Here is a 24288-nt window from a genome sequence, read left to right as displayed (position 1 = left end):
GCGACGTGCCCCGATTCGCGACGCTAGCACGCACCCCGCCGGTCGGCTCCCGTGCGGGTGGCCGGCCGGCGAGGTGCGGTGACGTACAACGCCTCGTGGGTCAGCCGAGACGCGTCAGCTTCGCGGTCAGGGCCGGTTCCGCGAGATCCTTCTGCAGGGCGACCGGCACCTTGACCGCGCCGCCCGAACCGTCGCCCACGGTGAGCGTGCCCACCGTGGTGCCGGCCTTCGCGGTGTGCGGTACGGAGTCGGGGGCGAAGGACAGCTTCACCTTGAGTCCGGCCCAGCCGACCGCGGCGACGTCCTTGGTGACGACGACCGGGGTGTGACCGCCGAGCTGGTCGTCGACGTACCCGACGACGTCACCCTTCTTGAGGATCTTCGCCGAGGTCATGGCGTCCTGCGCCGCGAGCATCGCCGTCTTGCTGACCGCGTTGACGGTGTCGATGATCGGCGCGGTGTGCTGGCCGAGGATCGCGCCGACGACGACGGCCGTCTCGCCGCCGACCTCCTTGGTGGCGGCGAAGAGCAGGTTGCCGCCGGCCGCGGTGGTGGTGCCGGTCTTGATGCCGAGCGAGTTGTTGTACGGCACCAGACGGTTGTAGTTGGTCCACTTCTTGCCGGACGGGTCGACCCAGCTCGGCAGCTTGGTGATGTCCATCAGGGCCTGGATCTTTACCAGTTGGTTGCCCAGCTTCACCTGGTCCTCGGCGGTGGAGACCGTGGTCTCCTTCAGGCCCGAGGCGTCGGTGTACGTCGTGTTCGTCATCCCCAGGGACTTGGCGGTGTCGTTCATCTTCTTGATGAACGCCGCCTCGGAGCCCGCGTCCCAACGGGCCAGCAGCCGCGCGATGTTGTTCGCCGACGGAATCATGATCGCCGACAGCGCCTGCTTCTCGGTGAGGACGTCGCCCGCCTTGACGGTGTTGAGGGTGGACTCGCCGTCCTTGTCGTAGCCGCCCTCCTTCTCGGCGGTCGCGTCCACGGTGATCTTCTCGCCCTCCGCGCCCGCCTTCAGCGGGTGGTCCTTGAGGACGATGTACGCCGTCATCGCCTTGGCCACCGAGCCGATGGCGACCGGCGTCTGCTTGCCGAAGCTGCCCATGGTGCCGATGCCGTTGACGTCCATCCAGCCCTGGCCCTCGCTCGGCCACGGGAGGTTCAACTTGCTGCCGTCGAAGGTGTACGAGTCGTCGGCGGTGAGCGTGAGGGAGGGCGTCGGCAGCGGCCTCAGGGCCTGCACTACTGCAAACACGATCGCCAGGAGGATGACCAGCGGGGTCCAGATCTTGACCCTGCGGATCGCCGTGCGGACCGGGGTCTCCGGGGGTGGCGGAGTGTTGGTCAGCTCGGCGAGGAGGTCCAGCGGGGGCTTCGGGGGAAGCGGCTGCTGGGTGGTGCGCTCGGGGCCGACCTGGGCGACGGGGCGGGTGGCGTCCGGGCGGGGCGTGCGGGGCGCCCGGGGCTCGTCGAGGGGCTTCAGCGCGACGAACTTGCTGGTGCGCTCGGCGGGGGCCTCGGGGGCGGGCGGGGCCTTGAGGGTGGTCGTCGGCTGGTCCACCGCGGGCTTGGGCGGCCGTACGGCCTTGAAGATGGCGGTGGGCTGATCCACCGCCTCGGCTGCGCCGTCGTCCGCCTTGGTTTTCCCACCCGCACCACCCGTGCGGGTCGCGTCGTCGGGTGCGGGTGGAGCCTGTGGTGCGGCAGCGCCGTCGGCGGCTTCCGGCTCGGGGCTGGTGGGGGTTTCGGGGGCCGGAGGGGCGTCTTGCGGCTCGGCTGAAGCGTCTTCCGGTTCGGCTTCGGATGTGCGGGGTGCCGCGTCCTCCGGCTCAGCTTTGGATGCGCCGGGTACTGCGTCTTCCGGTTCGGCTTCGGCTGCGCCGGGTGTGGTGTCTTCCGGTTCGGCTGCGGAGGAGTCGGGTGCGGTGTCCTCCGGCTCGTCCTCGGACGCGTTGGGGGCGGCGTCCCGTGGTTCCTCGCCCGCGTCCCCGTCGGCCTCCGGAGTCTCGTCCGGGTCGGGAACCGCGTCCTCGGGAGTGCCGGTGGCCTCCGGGCGGGCGTCCGTGATCTCGTCGTCGACCTCGGCCTCGTCGGCTTCGGCGGTCTCAGGAACCGCGTCCTGAGGACCGTCCTCGGACTCGGCATCCTGCCCAGCGTTGGCCGCCTCGGCCGCTACGGCACTCACGGAGCCCTCTTCGGCCTCCCCAGCGCTCTCCGCGTCCTCGGGGCGCCCCTTCGCGGGGCGAGCCGCCACGACCACGGTCTCCGCGCTCTCGGCGGACTTCGCCGCGTCCTCGGCCGTAGAAGCCTCGCCCGCGTCGTCGGCCGCGTCGTCGGTCACCTCGACCCCGGCAGGTTCCCGGCCGTCCGAACCCTCCGAACCCTCCGAACCGTCGGAACCGTCCGAGCCCTCGGGCTCGTCCGACCCCACCACCCAAGCCGCCACAGCCGCCCGCAGCCGGGCATCGCCCGCCGGGCCGCCCTTGGCGGAAGGGTTCTGCGCATCGACGGCTCCGGCGGATTCCGCGCCCTCAACGTCCTCGGAGACTTCGGCGCCCTCGGCGGACTCGACGTCCTCGGAACCCTCGCCACCCTCGGCGGACCCGGTACCACCGGAGCCACCGGCTTCGCCGACGCCAGCCGCCTCACGCGCCCCGCCGGACTCACCAGCATCACCAGACTCGTCGGCCTCACCGGCGTCATTCGACCCGCCGGCCCCACCCGACTTGCCGGTTCCACCTGCCCCGTCGGCCGTGCCCGACCCACCGGCCTCGCCTGAGCCGTCGGCCTCGCCTGAGCCACCGGCCGCATCCGAGCCACCGCCCGAGCCGGACGCACTGCCCGAGCCACTTCCCGCACCGGACGCACTTCCCGCACTGCCGGAACCGCCGCCCGAGCCGGACGTCCCCGACGCCTCGCCCGTCCCCCCGTCCTCAGCCGCCCCCGGCCGCAGTTCCCGGATCGAGAAGATCTTCGTCGCGGTGTCCACACCCCCGCGCTGGGGCGACGTCGCCGTGGCCTCCCGGGCCACCGCCAGGCGCGGGTCGCGTTCGGACCTCGCCTCGGGAACCGGACTCGCGCTCCCCGGCGTCGGTTCTGCCGACGACTCGCGCTGCTTCGACCTGTCGGGGGACTCGCCCGCCACCGATGCCTCCTCCATGAGACGCACGCCCACCGTGCGTCAACCGAACCGACCGAGATAGCCGAGACAGCCACAAAAACAGCTGAAAACAGCTGGTAAATCTCTTACCCGCAGCCCGGACAACGCATCAAACACCGTTGTCCGAACCATGTACCAGTGTCCTGTGTGCGGGCTTAACCCCTGCGGTAGACGAGAACGACATACCTGCCGGTTCCATCACGAAGCGGTCACGCACCCTCGACAGACCAATGTGAGAGGGGTCACCCTGTCATTCATCCACGCGGGGAGGCATGGATGGGCAGGAGCCGCAGAACTCTTCCGGAAGAGCTTCTACTGCTGGCATTGGACCCGGCCACGGGCACCACTGCACAGCCGCAGTCGCTCGACCTCGGTCTGGCCGGAGCGCAGCTAGTGGAGCTGGCGCTGGCCGGACGGATAGCCCCAGACGGGGATCGTATCGCCGTGGTGGTACCACGGCCGACCGGAGATCCGACTTTGGACTGCGCGTTGGAGTTGCTGCGAAGGCGTGGCGCTCCCGTGCGTGCAGTGAACTGGATTGGCGGGCCCCGACTGGGACTTCGCCAGACCTACCTCTCGCATCTGGAGCGGTGCGGCATGGTGCATGCCGTGGCGGGACAGATGTGCGGGGTGTTGCCCACGACTCGCTATCAGGCGACGGACAACGAGATCAGCCGTGAGATCAGGGGCCGACTCGATTCCGCGATCCGCACCGGCGTACCGCCGGACCCGCGGACCGCCGCGCTCGCCGCACTGGCGCACGCGGTGGGTCTGGGCAAGCACCTGTATCCGGGTAACGAGGGACGTTCGTCCCGCTCCCGGCTGCGGGACCTGATCAGGCACGACCCCATGGGCGGACTCGTGGCGCACGCCGTGATGGACGTCCAGAACGGCGTGGCCGCACAGCCGCGCCGCAGCCCGGCCCCGGCCGGCCGTCAGGCCGCGCCCGGATCAAGGCCACCGGAACCGGCTCGTGGTGTTCCGATGCAGCCGCACCGCGGCACCATGGCGCGCGCCGTGGCTCACTGAGCCGCAGTTCCACGGCACACGCCCGCATCAGTCACGACAGGACCGCACGACCGCAGTACACGCAGTACCGCCGCACCGTCAGTCCCCAAGACCCGGTTCGGGAGCCGCTGGTCCGAGCGGGGTGGAGTAGACGTAACGTCACTCCACCCCGCTCGGCCGCATCTACGGACGCCGTGGGCAACCGGAACCTGGCTCGTACCTGCCGCATATCGACCGTTTCCCAGCGGTAGAAACCACCTTGGTGGCAGTCTGCTCAACAGCAGATACGCAAAGTGCCAAGCAGTGAGCAGCAAGTAGCGGCAAGTAGCAGCAAGCAGTGGCAAGCAGAGGCATGCAGCCGGAGGTGCACGTTCCCGTGGCGTCAAGTGTCAATCCCACCGTCAGGCGACGCCGGTTGGGCCAGGAGTTGCGTCGGCTCCGAGAGCTCAAGGGCATGACGGCCGAAGAGGTCGCCGAGCGGCTGCTGGTGTCGCAGTCGAAGATCAGCCGGCTGGAGAACGGCCGGCGCAGCATCAGTCAGCGTGACGTCCGCGATCTGTGCGGGGTCTACGAGGTCGAGGACGTCCGGATCGTCGACTCGCTGATGCAGATGGCCAAGGACTCGCGCCAGCAGGGCTGGTGGCACTCCTTCGGCGACATCCCGTACAGCGTCTACATCGGCCTGGAGACGGACGCGGCGTCACTGCGGGCCTACGAACCCCAGATCATCCCGGGCCTGTTGCAGACCCGGCCCTACGCCGAGGCGCTGATCCGGGGTGCGCTGCCCGAGACTTCGCCGAGCGACATCCAGAAGCGGGTGGAGGTGCGGCTGCGCCGGCAGGAACGTGTCTCCGCCGCGGAATCCCCGCTGCGCCTGTGGACGGTGCTGGACGAGGCGGCCCTGCGCCGGGTCGTCGGGGGCCGCCAGGTGATGCGCGAGCAGTTGGAGAATCTCGCCGAGATGTCCCAACTCCCGCACGTCACCGTGCAGGTGCTGCCGTACGAGGTGGGCGCGCACCCCGGCCTCAACGGCCAGTACGCCATCCTGGAGTTCCCCGACGCGGCGGACTCCAGCGTCGTGTACATCGAGGGTGTCACCAGCGACCTGTACCTGGAGAAGGCGGCCGACGTACAGAAGTACAGCGTCATGTACGAGCATCTGCGCGCCCAGGCCCTGAACGTGGACCAGTCGCACCAGTTCATCGCGGACATCGCGAAGGAGTACGCCCGCTGAGTGGCCCGTCCGGCGGAAGGTGCCGCACCTTACACCTTCCGCCAGCCAGGATGGAAGCACCAGGGGAATATGCCACCCGGTCGAGTGAATGGCCGCTTCGCCTACCGATGTTGGCGAGTAGCGTCGATCACGCCATCGAGCAACAGGCGTTGGCGCAAACCGTGTTGTACGTCCGGAGTGTTCGTGGCCGGACGGGACGCGCGGTGACAGCGACTCATCAACTGGCGTAACCGGAGCAAAAATGGCAATTCAGCAAGGCGCCAACGACAACTGGATCAAGTCCTCGTACTCGGCCGGAAACGGCGCGTGTGTCGAGGTCAAGTCCCCAGCTCTCGCGGCGTTGGCCGTACGGGACTCCAAGACCCTCGACGGCCCCACGCTGGCGTTCCCCGTCGACGCGTGGAACGCGTTCGTGGCCGAGGTCGGCAGGGGGGCTGTCGGCCTCGCGTGACGGATGATCACTCCAATTTCATAGGTACACCGAAAGAGCCCTCTCGACTGGCCCGCCGTCCCGGCCGAGGGGGCTCGGCCATGGCCACGCGGCGACGGCTGCCGAGCCCATGCCACGGCCAACGGGCGCCGGTTCTACGGCTGCTGAGCCCGTGCAACGGCTACTGGGACGGATCGCGTTCCACCGGAAACGCCACGTCGCACACCGCGTCCCCGGGCCCCGCAGCCGACCAGTCCGCGAAGTACACCTCGCGGCACGGACCGGCGTACCGCAGCCCCTCCGTGGCGACCCACTGCTCCACCGCCTCGAAAGCGGCCATGATCTGCGGGTGCGCCACCTGCGACTTGGTGATGCGGGTGTACGCCAGCCGCCGGGCCGGTTCCACCCGGACCGCCGTCTGCCGGGTCCGGCCCTGTCGCGCGGCCCACGCCCGGGCCGCCGCCTCGTCCGCGACCGGTACGCAGGACTCGGCAGGGCCGTCGCTCTCCATCGACACCTCGGAGTGGTAGACGACGAAGGGCGCGGCACTCACGCCCCCGCATTCCTCCGCCGCCGCCTCCAGGCGTCCCAGCGAGGCCCCGATCCAGGCCGGCAACTCGTCCGCGAGGGTGTGCCTGGTCTCGGTGATCAGCACCTGTTCCGGCACCTCGACCGTCTCGACCACGAACTTTCCGTACATCTCGGAGCTCCTCCCCGAAAGGCGTGCACGGAGGTACTCGGCGAGCGTGCGCTGCCCGGCGATCCGGGTCTCGACATCCGTCCAGTACGCGGCGAGGAGTTCGGCCGCGTCCGTTCCGTCCGCCTCGACCAGCACGGCGATCCGGGCCAGCGGCATGTCCAACTGCCGTAGCAGCGCCACGAGCCGGGCCCGCTCGACCTGGTCGGCGCGGTAGTAGCGGTAGCCGCTGACCTCGTCGACCCGGGCCGGGGACAGCAGCCCGAGCCGGTCGTACAGCCGCAGCGCTTTGGCCGAAAGCCGTGCCTTGGCCGCGAACGCGCCGATGGTGAGCAGTTCGTCGTCCACCCCAGCCATCCTCCGTCACCGGGCGGTTTCCGTCCGCCCGGCGACAAGGACGCTCAGCCCTGCCCCAGGGGCAAGGTCAACACCTTCTCAGGCGAGGGAACCCTCCACCGCCGCCACGATCTCCGCCGACTCCGGCTCGGTCTGCGGGGAGAAGCGGGCGACGACCGTGCCGTCGCGGCCGATGAGGAACTTCTCGAAGTTCCAGCGGATGTCGCCGGTGTGACCCTCCGCGTCCGCGAAGCCGACGAGGCGCTCGTACAGCTCGTGCCGGCCGTCCCCGTTGACCTCGACCTTCTCGGTCAGCGGGAAGGTCACGCCGTAGGTCGCCGAGCAGAACTCGGCGATCTCCTCGGCGCTGCCGGGCTCCTGCCCGAGGAACTGGTTGCAGGGCACGCCGAGCACGGTGAAGCCCTGTGCCGCGTACCGCTCCTGGAGCCGTTCGAGGCCCGTGTACTGGGGGGTCAGCCCGCACTTGGAGGCCACGTTCACCACGAGGACGGCCTGGCCGGCGTACTGCGAGAGGTCCGCCGAGCCGCCCTTGAGCGACCCGATCTCGACGGCGAGGGGACCCGTGTTGTCTGTAGTCGTCATAACCGGATGCTAACTCCGGTAAATGTCGTTCTCGTCGGCGGCCCGTGCGCCTCCGGACCTACACACCGGCAGCCTCCACTACGACCTCTCCCGCCGCCGTCCGCGAATACAGCACCGAGCGCCCCGCCCTCCGCCGCTCCACCAGGCCCGCGTCCAGCAGCACCTTCAGATGCCGGCCCACCGAGCCGAGCCCCTGGCCGGTCACGGCGGTCAGCTGGCTGGTGCTCATCGGCGAGGAGAGCAGCACCAGCACCCCGGCCCGGGCAGTCCCCAGCAGCGCGCCGAGGGCCGCGGGCACAGGCCGCCCGCGATGGTCGGCGAGCGCGCCCGCGCAGGGGTAGACGATGGCGTACCGGTCGGGCTCCTCCCAGGACACCCACCCGCCGTTCGACCCGTTCGACGTCACCGGCACGAAGACCAGCTCCGCGCCGGAGATCTCGCGCGGCGGATACTCGTGCAGATTGACCTGGAGCCGGTTCTCCCCGAGCCACCGCGTCCGCCCGGGCCGCAGCGCGTCCAGTACGGCCGCCCAGCCGCCCTGGCTCACCTGCGCGGTGCGCGCGATCACATCGGCCTCCAGGACGCGCCGGCGCCGCTCCCAGGACGGCCGTACGGTCTCCTCCCAGACGTACTCCAGGAGCCGGGCCGCCCGCTCGGGCAGATCGTCGCGCTCCAGGGCGGCGGGGAGCGGGCCGGCGAGGGAGACCGTGAGGTTCGCCCGTGCGGCGGCGGGAGGCGCCGTACGTACCCGTGCGACGGCCGCCTCGAACGGCTCCCGGTCCCTCGGCGTGGGCGCGAGGAAGTCGGCGGTCCAGACCCGTCCGAGGCCCGCCCGCACCAGCAGCCCGGTGACCGGTTCGGCCGCCAACAGCCGCCGGTAGCCCGGCAGATGGTCCCGCAGCCACACCTGCTCGCCGGGGTGCGCGGCCATACCGGTGTGCAGCAGTCTCAGCGAGGCGAAGGTCTCGGTGAACGACGACAGCACGAACCGGCTCCGGGCGAGGGTGTCGGCGTTGACCTGCCACCAACCCATCGGCACCCCCCGGTGTTTCGCGTCCGCGCGAAAGAATACGACCCCCGCGCGCACCCTCGCAGACTCCTCGCATGCGCAGCTACCGTGAGCTCTTCCGCACCCCCGAGTACACGCCGTTCTTCCTCTCCTACGCCGTCCAGAACGCGGCCCAGACGATCAGCGGGCTGGCGCTCGCCACGCTGGTGTACCGGGCGACGAACTCGCCGCTGCTGTCGGCGGTGAGCATGTTCGGGCCGCAGCTCGCCCAGATGCTCGGCGCGACCTTCTTCCTCTCGGGCTCCGACCGGCTGCCCCCGCGCGCCACCCTGGCCGGCATCAACTCCGCCTTCGCCGTCTGCACGGCACTGCTGGCACTGCCCGGCCTGCCGATCGGGGCGGCCTTCGGCATCGTGTTCGCGCAGGGCCTGATCGCCTCGCTGGGCGGGGGAGTGAGCGGAGGCCTGCTGAACGAGATCCTGCCCAAGAACGGCTTCCTGCTGGGGCGTTCGGTGTTCAACATGGCCACGGGTCTGATGCAGGTCACCGGCTTCGCGACGGGCGGCGCCCTGCTGGCCCTGCTCTCCCCGCGCGTCTGTCTGCTCCTGGCGGCGGCCCTCTACGCCACCACGGCCCTCATCACCCGCCTCTGCCTGACCGCCCGCCCACCCCGCGCCGTGGGCCGCCCGTCCGTCACGGCGACCTGGCGCACCAACGCCCTCCTGTGGTCCTCCCGCCCCCGCCGCCTCACCTACCTGGGCCTGTGGGTCCCCAACGGCCTGGTGGTCGGCTGCGAATCCCTCTACGTCCCCTACGACCCCGGGTCCGCGGGCACGCTGTTCGCGAGCGCGGCGCTGGGCATGTTCGCCGGCGACCTGGCCCTCGGCCGCTTCGTACCGGCCGCCCTGCGCGCCCGCCTCGACATCCCGCTGCGCCTCCTGCTGGCGGCGCCGTACCTGTTCTTCGCGCTGCGGCCGGGCATGCCGTGGGCGGCGATCGCCGTATGCGTCGGCTCCGTCGGCTACGGCGCGAGCCTGGTCCTCCAGGAGCGTCTGATGGAGCTCACGCCCGACGAACTCGCGGGCCACGCCCTCGGGTTGCGCTCCGCGGGCCTGCTCACCATGCAGGGCGTAGGCGCGGCCCTCGCGGGCACGGCGGCCCAACTGACCTCCCCTGGAACGGCGATGACCCTGATGGCGGCCGGATCGGCAGCGGTGACAGGGGGGTTGGCGGCATGCGCCCGGCAGGACCGGCCGGTGACCGCCTCCGCCGGCGTGTCCTGATCGTTCCCGGGCGGGCGATCCGTGCTTTTCCGTGACCACAGGCATCCTTGACAGCGTCCGTACTGTTTCGCGACGTTTGAGACCTGCCGAACTGTTCGTGTCTCGTCGTACCGTGGGACGTGTAGGCAAGGGCGCGGACGACGCGTCGTGGGGGAAATGTGGGGGGACGGTCGCCCATGCGATCCATGCGATCCAATGGCAAGGCGGACATCACGATCCACAGACCGGAGGAGTTGAGCACCTCGCTCCGCCAGGCCTGGCACAAGGCGATGGACGAGTCGCCGGACTACGCGAACCCTTTCCTGGCACCGGAGTTCGCGGACGGCGTCGGCCGCCACCGCGGCGGTGCGCAGGTGGCGGTGCTGCACGAGGGCGGGGAGCCGGTCGGCTTCTTCCCGTACGAGCGCAACCCCGTCGGCGTCGGCCGGGCCATCGGCCTCGGGCTCTCCGACTGCCAGGCCCTGGTGCACCGGCCCGGTGTCACCTGGGACGTCCAGCAACTCCTGCGCGCCTGCGGCCTGTCGGTCTTCGAGTTCGACCATCTGGTCGAGGAACAGCAGCCGTTCGGCCGCCATGTCACCGGCACCTTCGCCTCCCCGGTGATCGACCTCAAGGACGGCGACGGCGAGGTCCCCTACGCCGAGTGGCTGCGCGGCGCGTACCCCGGCATCGCCAAGACGACGCTGAAGAAGGAACGCCGGCTCGGCCGCGACCTCGGCGAGATGCGGTTCGTCTACGACGACCGGGACCCCGAGGTGCTGCACACGCTGATGCGGTGGAAGTCCGCCCAGTACCGCAGGACCGGCCGTATGGACCGCTTCGCCCGCCCCTGGATCGTGGACCTGGTGGACCATCTCTTCCGGGTCCGCGAGGAGCACTTCACCGGCATCCTGTCGGTCCTCTACGCCGGGGACCGCCCGGTCGCCGCCCACTTCGGGCCGACGTCCCGCACCCTGTTCGCGGCCTGGTTCACGGCGTACGACCCCGAACTCCGTTACTACTCGCCCGGGTTGATCATGCACCTCAGGATGGCTGAGGAGGCGGGCCGGCACGGCGTGCGGCTCATGGACCTGGGGCGCGGCGACAAGGAGTGGAAGGACTGGCTCAAGACCCGCGAGCTGCGCGTGGGGGAAGGTTTCGCCACCCGCCCCCACCCGGTGGCCACGGCCCACCGCCTGTGGCGCCGCCCGGTCCGCGGCCTGCGCAACACGGTCCTGGCCCACCAGTCCCTGCGCGACCCCGCGGACCGCCTCCTGAAGACGGTGGGCGCGCTGCGCACGTCGGGCCGGGCGGCACTCAAGAAGTGACGACGCGGCGACATCAACTCCGGGAGGGGCCCTGGACCGCTGACGTCGAGGGCCCCTTTTTCGTGCCCGGGGTCCGCCCCGTCACCCGTACGACAGGCGGCCGTGGTAGACAACGCCGATGATGGTCGGGGCTGTTGACGGATGCCCGGCCCGCGGGCGACCGCGCGACAACAGGAGGGGGCAACCCGTGCTTCTGAAGACCTTCCGCTGGTCGTTCGCGGTCACCGCGATCGGCCTGGCCCTGGGAGTCTGGTACGGCGGCTGGACGGCGTTCGGCGTCATCGCGATCCTGGCCGTCCTGGAGATCTCGCTGTCCTTCGACAACGCGGTGGTCAACGCCGGGATCCTGAAGAAGATGTCCGCCTTCTGGCAGAAGATCTTCCTCACGGTGGGCGTCCTGATCGCGGTGTTCGGCATGCGGCTGGCGTTCCCGGTGGTCATCGTCGCCGTCACGGCGAAGAAGAACCCGATCGACGCGGTCAACCTCGCCCTGACCGACAAGGACCGCTACGAACAGCTGGTCACCGACGCCCACCCGGCGATCGCGGCCTTCGGCGGCATGTTCCTGCTGATGATCTTCCTGGACTTCATCTTCGAGGACCGGGACATCAAGTGGCTGGGCTGGCTGGAACGCCCCCTCGCCAGGCTCGGCAAGGTCGACATGCTCTCGGTCTGCCTCGCCCTGATCGTCCTGCTGATCACGTCCTTCACCTTCGCGACGCACGCCCACCAGCACGGCGGCGCCCACGCGGACAAGGCACAGACGGTTCTCGTCTCCGGCATCGCGGGCCTGATCACGTACATGATCGTCGGCGGCCTCTCGGGCTACTTCGAAGACCGCCTGGAGGCGGAGGAGGAACGCGAGCGGGAGAGCGACCGCTCGGCGGTGGTCCTCGCCGGCCAGGCCGCGTTCTTCATGTTCCTGTACCTCGAAGTCCTGGACGCGTCGTTCTCGTTCGACGGTGTGATCGGCGCCTTCGCCATCACCAACGACATCGTCCTGATGGCCCTCGGCCTCGGTATCGGCGCGATGTACGTCCGCTCGCTGACGGTGTACCTGGTCCGCCAGGGCACGTTGGACGACTACGTCTACCTGGAGCACGGCGCCCACTACGCGATCGGTGCCCTGGCCGTGATCCTCATGATCACCATCCAGTACCAGATCAACGAGGTCATCACCGGCCTGGTCGGCGTCCTCCTGATCGGCTGGTCGTTCTGGTCGTCGGTGCGCCGGAACCGGGAGCTCGGGGAGGCGGGGGAGACGGCGGCGGCTGAGGACGCGGATGCGGCGAGGGTGCCGTAGCCGGGAAAAAATCTTGCACGGCACGTCATGAGAACGGCGGGCCCACACCTCTCCTCCCTGAACGGCCACCGCGCCCCCTGAGCGCCAACGGCCCGCATCGCAAGGGAGGTTGGGCAGTGGAGCTCGCTGCTGCACTGTTGTCCGTGCTCGCCCCGCTGGCCCCCGCCGTCAAGGGCTGGCTCGACAGCGTGGCCCGTCGCAACCGCGGTCTCTGCGACGCGTGCGGCGCGCGCCCGCGGCGGGAGGACGACGATGACTGAGCGGAAGCCGGTGACCGCCGAGGAACTGGGCGCGCTGTACCGGAACCACCGGACCAGTCTGACGGCGACCGCCCGGCAGGCGCTCCGTGCCCGTGGCGTACCGGAGTCGGTCGTCTCGCCGGAGGACATCGTGCAGACCGCCTTCACCAAGGCGCTGCGCGATCCGGCAGCCATCGAACATCCGGTCGGCTACCTACGGGTCGTGATCCGCACCGAAGCGGCCAACCAGGCCCGGCGGTGTGCCGAACACCGTCGGCTGGAGACCCTTCGTACGGCCGACCCGCTGCGCTTCGACCCCGCGTGCTGCCCGGACTTCACCACACTGGTCGGCAACCGCCGGGCCGTCGAACAGGCCCTGGCCGGCCTGACGCTCCCGCAGCGCACCGCCGTATGGACGACGAAGGCGCTGGACCACACGCTGGCAGAGGCCGCGACCCTCATGGACAGAGCCCCGGGCACCGTCGCCACGCATGTCTCGCGTGGCATGGTGCTGCTGCGCGCGGCCCTCGCCGCGGCGGTGGTCGCCGCCATCGGATTCATGGCGGCGGGCGGCGGCCTAGGTGGCCGGCTGCGGCGCACCGACCCCGCCGGGCAACCCGGTGGGGGGCCGGGGGTGTCGGCGGGACGGTGGTGGCGCCAAGGACGGGCCGTGCTCGTTGCGGTGTACGAGCGTTCGCCAGGGGTCGTGCTCCTGGCGTCCCTGGCCTCCCTGACCGGGTGCGCGGTCGTCTGGTGGGTCTGCCGCCCCACTCCGGACGGCAGCTCCGGCGCGCGTCTCAGGAGGCTGCTGGACGCTTGCGGGAGGGCGCGGTTCTGGTCGCGTGCGATGAGCCGCTTCGTACGGTCGTTCACCACGCGAGGCACCACTTCCGGTGTCGCTTCGGAGGCCGGGGATTTGAAGGGCAGGGAACAGGGCTCTCCGCGCGGCGAGCGAAAGGGGGGCCAGGGCGAGCGTGAACGGGGTCAGGCCGAGCGCCCGGAGCCGCCCGACCCGCGGCACGCCGCTCCCGGCGCGAACACCCGCCTGCAAGACCTCTTCGGTCTGGCCGGCTGGTCCAAGGGCGAACTCGCTCGGCTGGTCAACCGGCAGGCGGCGGCCATGGGACGCCCCCAGCTGTCGACCGACACCTCGCGGGTACGGCGCTGGATCGACTCGGGCGAGATTCCGCGCGATCCGGTGCCACGGGTGCTGGCGGACCTGTTCACCGAGCGTCTCGGCCGTGTCGTGACCGTCGAGGACCTCGGTCTGGTCCGGCACGGCAGGGCGCGTGGACGGACCGGCTCCTGGAGCCCGGCGGACCATCCCGACGGAGTGCCGTGGGCGCCCGAACGGACAGCCGCCGTCCTCACCGAATTCACGGGAATGGACCTCATGCTCAACCGGCGCGGCCTGGTGGGCACCGGCCGGCCGGTCTCCTATGCCCCGGACGCGACCCGGGAAGCCCTGAAGATCCTCGAAGTGGTCACACACGCACCGCACGGGGTGGTGTCCCGGACCCAGATCGCCCGCTCCCTGGGGAGGTTCGGAACGATCGACGAATCAGCCCTGTCGCTGCTGATCCGCCAGGGCCATCTCCGGCAACTTCCGAACAACAAGTACACCGTTGCCGGGCAGGACTTGAGCGGACTCGCTTCCGGGCCCGGCCGATGGGGCACACTGCACGAGCAGGCGGACCTCGACCTCTCCGCGAACGGAGTCGCACCCCGGTGAGTCATGGCACCGTCGATGTCTTCGTCAACTACCGTACGGCCGACACCGGATACGAAGCGGCGGCGTGCTACGAGTCGCTGGCACGCGCCTTCGGTCCCGGGCGGGTCTTCCGCGACTGTGTGTCGATGCGGCCCGGCGAGCTCTACCCGCAGGCGATTCGGCAGGCCCTGGAGGAGACCCGGATCGTGCTGGTGCTCATCGGGCCCGACTGGTTCGCCGAGGACCCGGACAGCGGCCTACGGCTTGTGTACCGGGAGGACGACTGGGTACGCCGGGAGATCCGCCGCTCCTTCGAATGGGACATCCCCGTGGTGCAGGTGGCGCTCGACGGCGCTCCTCTCGTCGTAGCGGACGAACTCCCGCCGGACATCGCACGGTTGGCGCACTGCCAGGCGGTGCACATCACCCACCGGGGCCCTCGGGCACGATGTACGGCGGCTGGCGGACGGGATCACCGAACTGGTGCCGGAGCTGCTGCTCCCCGATCTGTTCCCTCCCCGGCGGGAGTTGCCCGCCGAGCCGCTGCCCAGCATGTTGCTGCAGGCCGACTACGGCGTGGTCCCCTTTGCGCGGGCCGACGACGAACTGCCGCGCCTGGCCGACTGGTTGGCGGCGCCGGACCATCTCGCCGCGCGGCTGCTGACCGGTCCGGGCGGCCAGGGCAAGACCCGACTGGCGATCCGGCTCGTCGAACAGGCCGGGGCGGAGGGCTGGACGGCGGGTCTGCTCGCCGAACAGGTGCCCGAGCCGGTGCTCGACCGCATTCACGCGTTCCGCGGTCCCCTGCTCGTCGTCGACTACGCCGAAGGCCGCACCGGGCAAATCGCCGCCGCCGCCTCGGAGTTGATCGCCCGGCCCGTCGAGCAGGGACCGGCACGGCTGCTGCTGCTCGCCCGGTCCTCCGGGGTGTGGCCGCATCTGCTGCGCCGCCACCGCGACGACCGTGTCTCGCTCCTCTTCACCGACCTGGCCGAGCACCCGCTGCCCTCGGTCGTCGCCGCGCCGGACGACCGCCCCGCCGAGTACGGCCGGGCCCTGCACGCCTTCGCGGCCCGGCTGGGGCGGCCCGTACCGGTGACCGCCGCGCCGGACGCGCTCGGCTCGGCACGGTACGACCGGGTGCTGGATGTGCACGCCGCGGCGCTGGCGGCACTCCTCGACGAGCCCGTGCCGGACGCCGTAGTGGACGCCGCACCGGACACCGTGCCCGCCCGGCGCGATCCGCTGCTGCGTGTCCTCGACCACGAACGGCGCTACTGGGCGGCGACGGCAGCGCCGTACGAGCTGCCGGGGCCCACTCGCGACGCGGGCGACCGTACGGGCCGAGGATGACAAGTCGGCGGTCGGATCCGCCGTCGCGGACCTGGTCCGGGCCTGGCATGCGGCACTCTCCGCCGAGGACGAAGCGCTCGTGGACGTCGTCGTCGACGTCCTGCGAGACCTCGACGCCCGACACCCGCGCCGCGTCCGCCGCGCCTGGCGAGCGGCGACGAGCGAGCCGTATCCACAGCTGACCACCTCACGTCCTGAGCGGCCCACCGGCCGAGGAGGTAGGGCTCCGTCTCACGGGGCTGCCGCACGGCGTGGTGCAGCGTCGGGTCCCTGTCGGCCTATCGGCGGGCGGCCGCCGCCTCAGCCGGGTGCGACGTTGTAGGCCACCGTGCCGGGCACGAACCGGCCCTCGATGTAGGGGAACGGCCCGTCGGGCAGGTCGTAGATGGCCATGGCCGGGCCGGGCAGTGGCCGCGGCGATGGGGCGGTGTCCCAGGTCGTGACCGGGGTCCTCCAGCGAGCCAGGGTCAGGCCGCTTGGCAGCGTGGCGTAGCGGTCGGCGTGGAAGTCGACGGGAGCGCCGCGCTCGTCGAGGAACACCCGTGCTGTCACGGACTGCGCCGCATCGGCGAGTGTTACGTCGAACGCGCGGTCGTCGACCGCTGTCCACGATGCGGCAGGGCCGAGGAGCATCGACGGTGCGAGCAGGATGGCGTCGTTGAGATAGGTGATCAGCTCGCTGTGGTCGAACTCCTCGCCCTTGCCGTCGGCCACGGGGACGAGGTTCATCAGCTTGACGAGCATCCGCCCGCGTCCGTGGACGTACGTGTCCCGGCCGACGACCGGTACCAGGTGTGCGAGGCGGATCCGCAGGACGAAGACGCGGGCGATCTCGACGGCGGAGTTGTACTGCCATGCCTCCGCCGTTGCCCAGTCGGCGTCAGGCCGCATGCGGAAACGGCCGACGAAGCGGGCTAGGAACGACCAGTCGCGGGGCCTGCCGACGACGCCCATGAACCGCATGTAGCGCTGCACGGCGTCCGGCAGCCCGGCCAGGTCGGCGTCGGTCACCACACCTTCGGGGCGACCGGACCGCAGGCCGGCGGCGGCGACGTCTGCCATCAGCCGGTCGTAGAGGCGGTCTTTCGGCCGGGGCGGGTTCTCGCCCGGACTCCCGAGGCCTGTTCCTGCGCGTGTACTGATCATCGGCCCTGGCTCTCTGGCGTGGTGCCGCCGTGCGCGGCACCACCTCCATGCGACGCCTTGGGGGACTTGGCGGACAAGTACCGTGAGTCCTGCCGCTCGGGACGGTTGTCCCCACATGCCGCCTGCCCGCCACTCAGGACGATGGGCCCGGGACCCGGGACGGTTCGGCCCTACCCCGAGGCCGCTTTGTGTGTGCATGCTCGCCATGAGGTGAGCGGCCGTGAATGCGACGATCTCGGTTTCCGGACTGGTCAAGGAGTTCGGCGCGACCCGGGCCCTCGACGGTCTCGACCTGATGGTTGGGACCGGGGAGGTGCACGGCTTCCTGGGGCCGAACGGCGCCGGCAAGACCACCACGCTCCGGGTCCTGCTGGGACTGCTGCGCAGGGACGCCGGGGCGGTTTCCGTGCTGGACGGGGATCCGTGGCGGGACGCGGTCTCGCTCCACCGCCGGCTGGCGTTCGTGCCGGGGGAGGTGAATCTGTGGCCGAACCTCACCGGGGGCGAGGTGATCGACCTGTTGGGCACGTTGCGCGGGGGCCTCGACCGCAAGCGCCGGGCCGACCTGCTGGAGCGGTTCCAGCTCGACCCGGGTAAGCGGTGTCGCGCCTACTCCAAGGGCAACCGGCAGAAGGTGGCCCTCGTGGCGGCCCTCGCCTCCGATGTCGAGCTGTATCTCCTGGACGAGCCGACCTCCGGCCTCGACCCGCTGATGGAGGCGGTCTTCCAGGAGGTGGTCCGGGAACTGCGCGGGGCCGGCCGGAGCGTGCTGCTGTCCAGCCACATCCTGTCCGAGGTGGAGGCGCTGTGCGACCGCGTCACCATCATCCGCGCGGGCCGGACCGCCGAGTCGGGCACCTTCGACGAGCTGCGCCATCTGACCCGTACGACGGTGACCGTCGAGACCGCCGAGCCGATCGACGCGCTGGGCCAGGTGCCCGGGGTGCACGACCTGAGCAGGGACCACACCCGTGCGCGGTTCAGTGTGGACCCCGGTGAACTGGGTGAGGTGCTGCGGCGTTTGGTGACGTTCGACGTCCGTACTCTGACCAGCTCGCCACCTACGCTCGAGGAGTTGTTCCTGCACCACTACGGGGACGACACCCGCGTCCCGGACGCCGCAGCGGGCCTCTCGGACTCCGAAGCGGGCCGGGGGAGTCCGCGATGACCGGGCGGGCGGCCGGGCTGACCGGCACGGTCGCGCTCACCCGGCTCGCGCTGCGGCGCGACCGGTTCACCCTCTCTGCCTGGATTCTCGGGCTGAGCGCCTTCATGGCCGGTATCACGGCCATGAGCGTCAGCGGTCTCCCCACGCGTCAGGACGTGATCGAACAGACCGAGCTCATGGCGGGCAACGCGGCGATGCGCATGCTCGGCCTGGCCTCCGGCGCCAGTGTCGGCGGTTACACGCTGGTCCGCGGCTATCTCACGCTGGCGGTGCTCACGGCGCTGATGAGCACATTCGCCGTGGTGCGGCACACCCGCCAGAACGAGGAGACCGGGCGCGCCGATCTGCTCGGCGCGACAGTCGTGGGGCGGTACGCGGGGCTCGCCGCGGGAGTCGTCGTCACGGTCGGGGCGAACATCGCGCTGTCGGCACTGCTGGGCCTGACGATGATCGTGAACGGTCAGCCGATGGCGGGCTCGGTCACGGCCGGCGCGTCGGTCGGCGCAGTGGGCATCGTGTTCGCCGGTGTTGCCGCGATCGCTGTACAGCTGTTGTCCACCACGCGCGGGGCGAGTGGTATCGCCTCGGCGGTCCTCGGGCTCGCCTTCCTGCTCAGCGGCGTCGGGAACATGCTCGGCCGGGCCGACGCGAGCGGGCTGCGGGTGGTCAGTGCCTGGCCGTCCTGGGGGTCCCCGATCGGCTGGGGCCAGCAGATGCGGCCGTTCGGCGGCGACCACTGGTGGCCGCTCGCGCTGTTCGCCGTCCTTTTCACCGTCCTGCTCGCCGTGGCCGGCGCGCTCGTGCGCCGACGTGATGTCGGCAGGGGCATGCTCACCGAGCGGCGCGGCCGCACCGAAGCCGCGCCCGGGCTGCTCAGCCCGTTCGGGCTGGTCTGGCGGCTGCAGCGCGGCGCGCTGCTCGCCTGGGCGGTCGGCATGCTCGGTTTCGGCCTGGTCCTCGGCGCCATCGGCGGCGAGGTCGCGGACATGGACGGCTCTGCCCGCGACTGGTACACGCGTGTGGGCGGCACGGACCGGATCGTCGACGCCTACCGCACCTCGATCATCGGGATGGCCGGCATGGCCGCCGCGATCTACACGGTGCAGATCCTGCTGCGTATGCATGCCGAGGAGACCGAGGGCCATCTGGAGCCCGTCCTGGCGACCGCGGTGAGCAGGGCACGGTGGGTGACGGGCCACATCATGAACGCCGTACTCGGCGCCGCCGGGCTCCTCCTGCTCTTCGCGGTCGGCATGGGAGTAACGGCAGGCCGGACGCTGGGCGGAGGTGTCGCCGCCCAGCTGGGCGACCTGACGACGGCCGCGCTCGCGCAGCTGCCGGGGATCCTGGTGCTGGGCGGTGTCGTGGTCGCGGTGGTCGGGCTGCTGCCCCGGTGGGCCGGCCCGGTCTCCTGGACCGTGGTCATGGCGTCCGTCCTGCTGGGCCCGCTGTTCGGCCCGAGCCTGAAATGGCCCCAGTGGGCCCAGGACCTCTCGCCGTTCACCCATACCCCCAAGGCACCGGCCGCCGCGATCACCATGGCCCCCGTCCTCACCCTCCTCGTGGCCTTCACCGCCCTCGCGGTGGTCGGCATCGTCACATCCCGCCACCGCAACCTGGCCCTCCCGGCCTGACCTCCCGACGCGTCGGGGACTCTGGCGGGCCTGCCGCAGATCTTCCGTGAGGTGCGGCTGAAGGAGGATGCGGGCCTCGTCGCTGCCGAGCTCCGGCTACCGCCCGAAGCGCCCCAAGAACCCCACTTACAAGCCCGCCGAACCGCCGGTCGAGTAGACGCCACCGGCGCCCGGAGCTGGGGAATTACGTAATACGTGAACGTCCACAAGCTTCAAGTCAAGAGCTGAAGGCGGCTGCCGGGCCGCCGGCCCCGGAATCTAGGTCACATGACTGATGCCACGGCAAAAGCGCTGTTCATAGGGTCCATGGCATGCCGCACCGATCAAATTCGGCCATGCGCGGTTGAGCCAGCCGACCGGGCCGAACTCCTGACGGCCCCCCGTTCAGGTGGCGCCCGCCGCCCTCGGTCAAAGGGGGACGGCAGGCGCCGAGCATCCCGAAGGCCCGCGCCAACGGACCGGAAGATCCATAAGGCCGCCGCCCTCGCGTGGCAGCTCAGCGGCGAGGTCTCCATCAGACCCGTTCCCCCAACCCCAATGCTTGAGGAGTCCCATGAGTACCGAGGTTTCCCGCCGTCAGATACTGGCCGCCGGAGCGGCGCTGGCCGGGTCGGCGGCGCTGATAGCCGGCTCAGAAGGAACGGCCGACGCGGCGGCGGCCGCAACCGGTACCGGTGAGGAGAGACCGAAGGTGAAGCCGACGATCGTGTTGGTGCACGGCGGTTACGCCGATTCCTCCTGCTGGAACGCCACCATCAAGGAGCTGCAGTACAAGGGCTACACCACGATCTCCGGGTCGAACCCGCTGCGGGGCATTCCGACCGACGCCCCCTACATCGCGAGCCTGCTGGACTCCGTCAGCGGACCGGTCGTGCTGGTCGCGCACTCCATGGGCGGGACGGTCATCACGAACGCCGCCGCCGGGAAGAGCAACGTCAAGGCGCTGGTCTACGTCGCCGCGTTCGTGCCCGACGTCGGCGAGACGCAGGGCGAGCTCATCACCAAGTTCCCGGGCAGCGAGGTCGGTCCGGTGAGCGTGCCGGTGCCGTACACGAAGGCCGACGGCACGACCGGGACCGATCTGTATCTGAGCAAGGACGGCCATACGGCCTTCGCGGCCGACATCTCCGCCGCCGACTTCCGGGTGCTGCAGGCCACGCAGCGGCCGTTCGACGCCGATTCCTTCATCTACCCGACCACGGCCGCGGCCTGGAAGACGATCCCGGTGTGGGGGCTGGTCGCCGGCCAGGACAAGGCGATCCCGCCGGCCTGCGAGCGCTGGATGTACAGCCGTGCCAACGCGCGCAAGGTCGTCGAAGTGCCGAACTCGTCCCACGTCGTGATGCTCAGTCACCCCGGGATCGTCGCCGATCTCATCCGGGATGCCGCCGAGGCGGTCGGCTGACGCTCGCGGCAAGTGCCCCGGTCCACCACCACGGACCGGGGCGCTCTCCGCACCGAGCCGAACTCACTGATTTGACGAGATCACGATGTGCATTGGCGTCCACGCGCACGTCCACCCGTCCACGACACCGGAACGGTGCCCGGGCAACGGGCGGCTGGCGTGAAGACCAACGAGACCACGGCCTTCAGGCCGCTGCTGGACGCCATCGACACCACCGGTCGGCCGCCACCGCCCCGGTCCGCGGCCTTGCATCTGTGAAAGTGTGTGCGTAGGGCTGCAGCCACCCGAACCTGCTGCGGCAGGATGCCAGCGGAGGTCGCCGCCGGATCCGGGCGCCGGGGCCGACGCCGTTCCCGCGCGCCGGCGGAGGTGCTGCTCCGGCCGCCCGGGCCACGTGGCATTTCCCTGCGGGCTGTGGCGCCTGCTCAGGCGCTCGTGGACGGCAGTTGTCCGAGCGCGTCCCGCAGCGCTGCGCGCGACCCGATGCCGAGCTTGGGGAACAGGTGGTACAGGTGGGAGCTCACGGTCCGTGGGGAGAGGTAGAGCCGTTCGCCGATCTGCTTGTTCGTGAGGCCGGCGGCGGCGAGCTCGGCGATCTCGCGCTCCTGGGGGGTCAGCGGGACGCTCGGCCTGACGGCCGGACGGGCGGTGGGCATCCCGCTTGCCCGGAGTTCGGCGCGCGCCCGCTCCGCCCACGGGACGGCGCCGAGTCGCTCGAACGTGTCCAGTGCGTTCGTCAGCTGGTGTCTGGCCTCGGTGGTGAACTTCGCCCTGCGGAGCCGTTCGGCGTAGGCGAGCCGGATCCGTGCCTGTGCGAACGGCCAGCGGCTCGCTCCCGGGGTCGCGAGGGCGGAGTCGAACGCCTCGCGGAATGACGAAGCCGGGGCGGTCATGCCCGTCGCGCCCGCCACGATCAGGGCGAGCCGGGGCGAGAGGTCGGCGACTCCTGATCGCTGGATGTCGGCGACGTGCGCCCGTCCCTGTGCCGTCCGCCCCGCCCGGACGGCGGCCTCGACGAGGTCGAGCAGCACCCATAGCGCCGCAGGTTTGTAGGCAGGCACTGTCTCTGGAGAGCAGATCTCGACCGCGTGACGGTAGGCGGTCTCGAACTCCCCGTTGCCCAGCGCGTCGACGGCCCTCGCGTGCGCGGCGAGCTGCAGCACGAAGCCGATGCGGTTCGGCGCGCCCCAGGCCACCAGGTCGTCGGTGAGTCGCCGGACGGTCTCCCGATCGCCGCGGGCGGCGGCGACCATCGCCCGGTCGTACTGCAGGAAGCCGCCGAGCAGCCGGTAGTGATGCCGGGTCGTGAAGGCGAGCCCCTCGTCGGCCAGCTCCAGGGCGCCGTCCCAGTCGCCGCTCAGCACGCCGTCGAACCCCAGGAGCACGAGCGCCTTGATCGCCGATGCGATCGCGCCGCCCCCGCGGCCGTGCTCGACCACCCGCCACAGTGCGCTGCGGCATCCGGCGATCCGGTCCACGTACAGCGCCGCAATCCCCAGCCGCACCGCGTGGGCGTGATCGGCCTGCTCGTCGATGCCGGCGATCGCCTCGTCGAGCAGCGGGAGCGACGGCCCTGCCCTTCGCGCGGGTTCGAAGAAGGTGTTGCCGAGCAGGGCCAGGATCTCCGGGGCCTCCGGGCCGAGCCGGTCGAGGGCCGCCCAGTAGTCGTCCGCCAACTCGGCACGGGACCCGAAGGAGCAGTTCGCCTGCAGGACGTAGACGATCTCGCCGAGCGGCGCATCCCACGCCGTGATCGGCAGGCCGACGTTGCGCAGCGCACCGAGCAGCAGCCGGTGGACGGTGTCGATGTCGCCCCCGCTGTTCACCAGGTAGGCCGCAGCGGCGACGGCGGCTGCCACCGTTCGGCCGTGTCCACCGCGTTCGGTGACGCGGGCCCGCGGGTCGGTGAGATCCCCGGTGACGTCGGCGCCGAGGTAGGTCGCGAACATGACGCGGCGGTGATGTTCGTCGGGCCCCGGGCTCAGCTCGGCCGCGCGCAGCAACAGACCGATGGCGCCCACCGGGTCGCCGCGCCCCTTCGTCTTCAGCGCCGCCTCTTCGAGCAGCTGCGCGGTCTGCTCGTCCGGCCCTGACGCGGCCTCCGCGAGATGCCATGCGCGCCGCTCGGAGCCGACCGGATGCCGTCCCGCCAGCCGCCGATGCGCCTCGCGCCGCTCTTCCCCGGTCGACAGCGCGACGACTGCGGAACGGGTGAGCGGATGCCGGAACCGGACGCCGCGGGTGACCGGATGAATGCGTATCAGCCGGGCGCGCTCGGCCGGTTCGAGCTCGGCGACCGAGATCGCCGGGAACAGCTCGCCGGTCCCGTCGAGTGCCGCGAGCAGCAGTTGGTCGCGTGTCCCGGCGGGGAGAGCGTCGATCCGCCGGGCAAAGGTGAGCTGCAGCCGTCGGCCGACGGGCGTGCGGCCGAGCGGAGGTTCGGCGGCGCTCGGGCCCACGTGCGCCGGAAGCTCGATCAGCGCCAGCGGGTTGCCCTGGGCCTCGGTCAGCACCTGCCGGGCCGCCCGTGGCGGCAGCTCGGGGAACGCCTCGGTGAGAAGGACCGTCGCGGCGTCGTCGTCGAGCGGTCCGATGGCGATCTCCGGTAGTCCGGCATCCTCGAACACGCTGCCCTCGCCTGTCCGTACGACGCCGAGCAGGCCGATACCCGTGCCGCCCAGCCGCCGTGCGAGGGAGCCGAACAGGGTGGCGCTCGCCCGGTCGAGCCACTGCAGGTCGTCGACCACCATCAGCAAGGCGGTCTCGTCGGCGGCACGGGCCAGCAGGGTGAGCAGCGCGTTCGTCAGCGTGAGCCGGTCGGGCGCGGACCCCTCCAGGAGGCCCACGGCGACGCCGATCGCGCGCCGGGAACCGGGTGGGAGCGCGGCCAGTTCGGCGGCAAGCGGAGCGACCAGCTGATGGAGCCCGGCGAAGCTCACCTCGGCCTCGAACTCGACGCCGGACGCGCGCAGGACACGGGTGCCGAGCTCCGCGGCGTGGGCAGCCGCGGCATCGACGAGTGAGGTCTTGCCCAGGCCGGCCTCGCCGACGACGAGCAGCGAGCCGCCATCCGTCGCCACGGCGTCGACGAAGGCCTGCAGCATGCCCACCTCGCGCGCACGCCCCACCAGCCGTCTGCTCGACCTCCACCCCGGCATGTTGAGACTGTACAGCGCCGACGTCGGGCGAAGGCCCGGAGCGGGAACCGGTCCGGGCCGCCGAGGACCGTCATCTGACTGATTCGCCGCGTCCCTCACGTTCG

General features: G+C 71.1%; 17 protein-coding genes and 2 pseudogenes. 13 read left to right on the top strand and 6 right to left on the bottom strand.

Annotated elements, in window-relative coordinates:
• Window positions 1-100: 100 nt before the first annotated feature.
• A complete protein-coding gene (locus OH768_RS22235) occupies window positions 101-3160 on the bottom strand; it encodes a D-alanyl-D-alanine carboxypeptidase (RefSeq protein WP_406456187.1) in 3060 nt (1019 codons plus the stop codon).
• Between the two features lie 276 nt (window positions 3161-3436).
• Between OH768_RS22235 and OH768_RS22230 the strand changes: the two genes are divergently transcribed.
• From OH768_RS22230 to OH768_RS22220, 3 genes are all read left to right on the top strand, one after another.
• On the top strand, window positions 3437-4189 hold the full coding sequence (locus OH768_RS22230; RefSeq protein ID WP_026150485.1) for a GPP34 family phosphoprotein: 753 nt from the start codon (window positions 3437-3439) through the stop codon (window positions 4187-4189).
• A gap of 355 nt (window positions 4190-4544) precedes the next feature.
• Window positions 4545-5402 (top strand): helix-turn-helix transcriptional regulator, encoded by an 858-nt coding sequence (locus OH768_RS22225; RefSeq protein WP_262062656.1) that lies wholly within the window; start codon window positions 4545-4547, stop codon window positions 5400-5402.
• 241 nt (window positions 5403-5643) lie between these two features.
• Window positions 5644-5853, top strand: a complete 210-nt coding sequence (locus OH768_RS22220) for a DUF397 domain-containing protein (protein WP_093628465.1) — start codon at window positions 5644-5646, stop codon at window positions 5851-5853.
• A gap of 160 nt (window positions 5854-6013) precedes the next feature.
• On the opposite strand, the gene OH768_RS22215 is transcribed toward OH768_RS22220, so the two are convergent.
• The 3 genes from OH768_RS22215 to OH768_RS22205 all read right to left on the bottom strand — a co-directional run bounded on the left by OH768_RS22215 (window position 6014) and on the right by OH768_RS22205 (window position 8501).
• Window positions 6014-6886 carry a MerR family transcriptional regulator gene (locus OH768_RS22215; protein ID WP_406456184.1) on the bottom strand — a complete coding sequence of 291 codons (873 nt, stop codon included), beginning with the start codon at window positions 6884-6886 and terminating at the stop codon, window positions 6014-6016.
• Window positions 6887-6964: 78 nt separating this feature from the next.
• Entirely contained in the window at window positions 6965-7468 is a 504-nt protein-coding gene (locus OH768_RS22210; RefSeq protein WP_406456182.1) for a glutathione peroxidase, read from the bottom strand.
• A gap of 58 nt (window positions 7469-7526) precedes the next feature.
• Window positions 7527-8501, bottom strand: coding sequence for an ArsR/SmtB family transcription factor (locus OH768_RS22205; protein ID WP_406456180.1), 975 nt, complete (start codon window positions 8499-8501; stop codon window positions 7527-7529).
• A gap of 71 nt (window positions 8502-8572) precedes the next feature.
• On the opposite strand from OH768_RS22205, the gene OH768_RS22200 reads away from it, so the two are divergent.
• From OH768_RS22200 to OH768_RS22170, 7 genes and pseudogenes are all read left to right on the top strand, one after another.
• On the top strand, window positions 8573-9760 hold the full coding sequence (locus OH768_RS22200) for an MFS transporter (protein ID WP_406456178.1): 1188 nt from the start codon (window positions 8573-8575) through the stop codon (window positions 9758-9760).
• A 176-nt stretch (window positions 9761-9936) separates the two neighbouring features.
• A complete protein-coding gene (locus OH768_RS22195; protein ID WP_406456176.1) occupies window positions 9937-11067 on the top strand; it encodes a GNAT family N-acetyltransferase in 1131 nt (376 codons plus the stop codon).
• 187 nt (window positions 11068-11254) lie between these two features.
• On the top strand, window positions 11255-12370 hold the full coding sequence (locus OH768_RS22190) for a DUF475 domain-containing protein (RefSeq protein WP_406456174.1): 1116 nt from the start codon (window positions 11255-11257) through the stop codon (window positions 12368-12370).
• A gap of 116 nt (window positions 12371-12486) precedes the next feature.
• Complete coding sequence (locus OH768_RS22185; RefSeq protein WP_406456172.1) at window positions 12487-12630, top strand: hypothetical protein; 144 nt, start codon at window positions 12487-12489, stop codon at window positions 12628-12630.
• Window positions 12623-13108 (top strand): annotated as a pseudogene (locus OH768_RS22180) (RNA polymerase sigma factor); the annotation flags it as partial. The gene OH768_RS22185 and the pseudogene OH768_RS22180, both read left to right, overlap by 8 nt.
• 546 nt (window positions 13109-13654) lie before the next feature.
• Window positions 13655-14035: pseudogene (locus tag OH768_RS22175) on the top strand (hypothetical protein); the annotation flags it as partial.
• A 768-nt stretch (window positions 14036-14803) separates the two neighbouring features.
• Entirely contained in the window at window positions 14804-15673 is an 870-nt protein-coding gene (locus OH768_RS22170; RefSeq protein WP_406456170.1) for a hypothetical protein, read from the top strand.
• Between the two features lie 300 nt (window positions 15674-15973).
• Here the strand turns inward: OH768_RS22170 and OH768_RS22165 are convergent, their stop codons facing one another.
• Window positions 15974-16735 carry a DUF6544 family protein gene (locus OH768_RS22165; RefSeq protein ID WP_406456168.1) on the bottom strand — a complete coding sequence of 254 codons (762 nt, stop codon included), beginning with the start codon at window positions 16733-16735 and terminating at the stop codon, window positions 15974-15976.
• A 304-nt stretch (window positions 16736-17039) separates the two neighbouring features.
• Here OH768_RS22165 and OH768_RS22160 point away from each other — a divergent pair, with 304 nt between their 5' ends.
• The 3 genes from OH768_RS22160 to OH768_RS22150 all read left to right on the top strand — a co-directional run bounded on the left by OH768_RS22160 (window position 17040) and on the right by OH768_RS22150 (window position 21026).
• Window positions 17040-17987, top strand: a complete 948-nt coding sequence (locus OH768_RS22160) for an ATP-binding cassette domain-containing protein (RefSeq protein WP_406456166.1) — start codon at window positions 17040-17042, stop codon at window positions 17985-17987.
• Window positions 17984-19621 (top strand): ABC transporter permease, encoded by a 1638-nt coding sequence (locus tag OH768_RS22155; protein ID WP_406456164.1) that lies wholly within the window; start codon window positions 17984-17986, stop codon window positions 19619-19621. Before OH768_RS22160 ends, OH768_RS22155 begins: the two co-directional genes overlap by 4 nt.
• Window positions 19622-20174: 553 nt before the next feature.
• Entirely contained in the window at window positions 20175-21026 is an 852-nt protein-coding gene (locus OH768_RS22150) for an alpha/beta fold hydrolase (protein WP_406456162.1), read from the top strand.
• Between the two features lie 425 nt (window positions 21027-21451).
• On the opposite strand, the gene OH768_RS22145 is transcribed toward OH768_RS22150, so the two are convergent.
• The gene (locus OH768_RS22145; protein ID WP_406456160.1) at window positions 21452-24184 is read right to left on the bottom strand and encodes an AAA family ATPase; all 2733 of its coding nucleotides are present in this window, start codon (window positions 24182-24184) and stop codon (window positions 21452-21454) included.
• Between the last annotated feature and the right edge of the window lie 104 nt (window positions 24185-24288).

Source organism: Streptomyces sp. NBC_01622, from assembly GCF_045209635.1.
GTDB lineage: Bacteria > Actinomycetota > Actinomycetes > Streptomycetales > Streptomycetaceae > Streptomyces.
Note: the sequence above shows the minus strand (reverse complement) of the source record. Positions and strands in the feature narration are given on the sequence as shown.

Bases quoted from the DNA above. Each gene is read 5' to 3' on its own strand.
- OH768_RS22210 (WP_406456182.1), bottom strand. From the start codon at position 7,468: ATGACGACTACAGACAACACGGGTCCCCTCGCCGTCGAGATCGGGTCG.
- OH768_RS22230 (WP_026150485.1), top strand. From the start codon at position 3,437: ATGGGCAGGAGCCGCAGAACTCTTCCGGAAGAGCTTCTACTGCTGGCA.
- OH768_RS22145 (WP_406456160.1), bottom strand. From the start codon at position 24,184: ATGCCGGGGTGGAGGTCGAGCAGACGGCTGGTGGGGCGTGCGCGCGAG.
- OH768_RS22220 (WP_093628465.1), top strand. From the start codon at position 5,644: ATGGCAATTCAGCAAGGCGCCAACGACAACTGGATCAAGTCCTCGTAC.
- OH768_RS22205 (WP_406456180.1), bottom strand. From the start codon at position 8,501: ATGGGTTGGTGGCAGGTCAACGCCGACACCCTCGCCCGGAGCCGGTTC.
- OH768_RS22200 (WP_406456178.1), top strand. From the start codon at position 8,573: ATGCGCAGCTACCGTGAGCTCTTCCGCACCCCCGAGTACACGCCGTTC.
- OH768_RS22150 (WP_406456162.1), top strand. From the start codon at position 20,175: ATGAGTACCGAGGTTTCCCGCCGTCAGATACTGGCCGCCGGAGCGGCG.
- OH768_RS22165 (WP_406456168.1), bottom strand. From the start codon at position 16,735: ATGGCAGACGTCGCCGCCGCCGGCCTGCGGTCCGGTCGCCCCGAAGGT.
- OH768_RS22195 (WP_406456176.1), top strand. From the start codon at position 9,937: ATGCGATCCATGCGATCCAATGGCAAGGCGGACATCACGATCCACAGA.
- OH768_RS22235 (WP_406456187.1), bottom strand. From the start codon at position 3,160: ATGGAGGAGGCATCGGTGGCGGGCGAGTCCCCCGACAGGTCGAAGCAG.
- OH768_RS22155 (WP_406456164.1), top strand. From the start codon at position 17,984: ATGACCGGGCGGGCGGCCGGGCTGACCGGCACGGTCGCGCTCACCCGG.
- OH768_RS22215 (WP_406456184.1), bottom strand. From the start codon at position 6,886: ATGGCTGGGGTGGACGACGAACTGCTCACCATCGGCGCGTTCGCGGCC.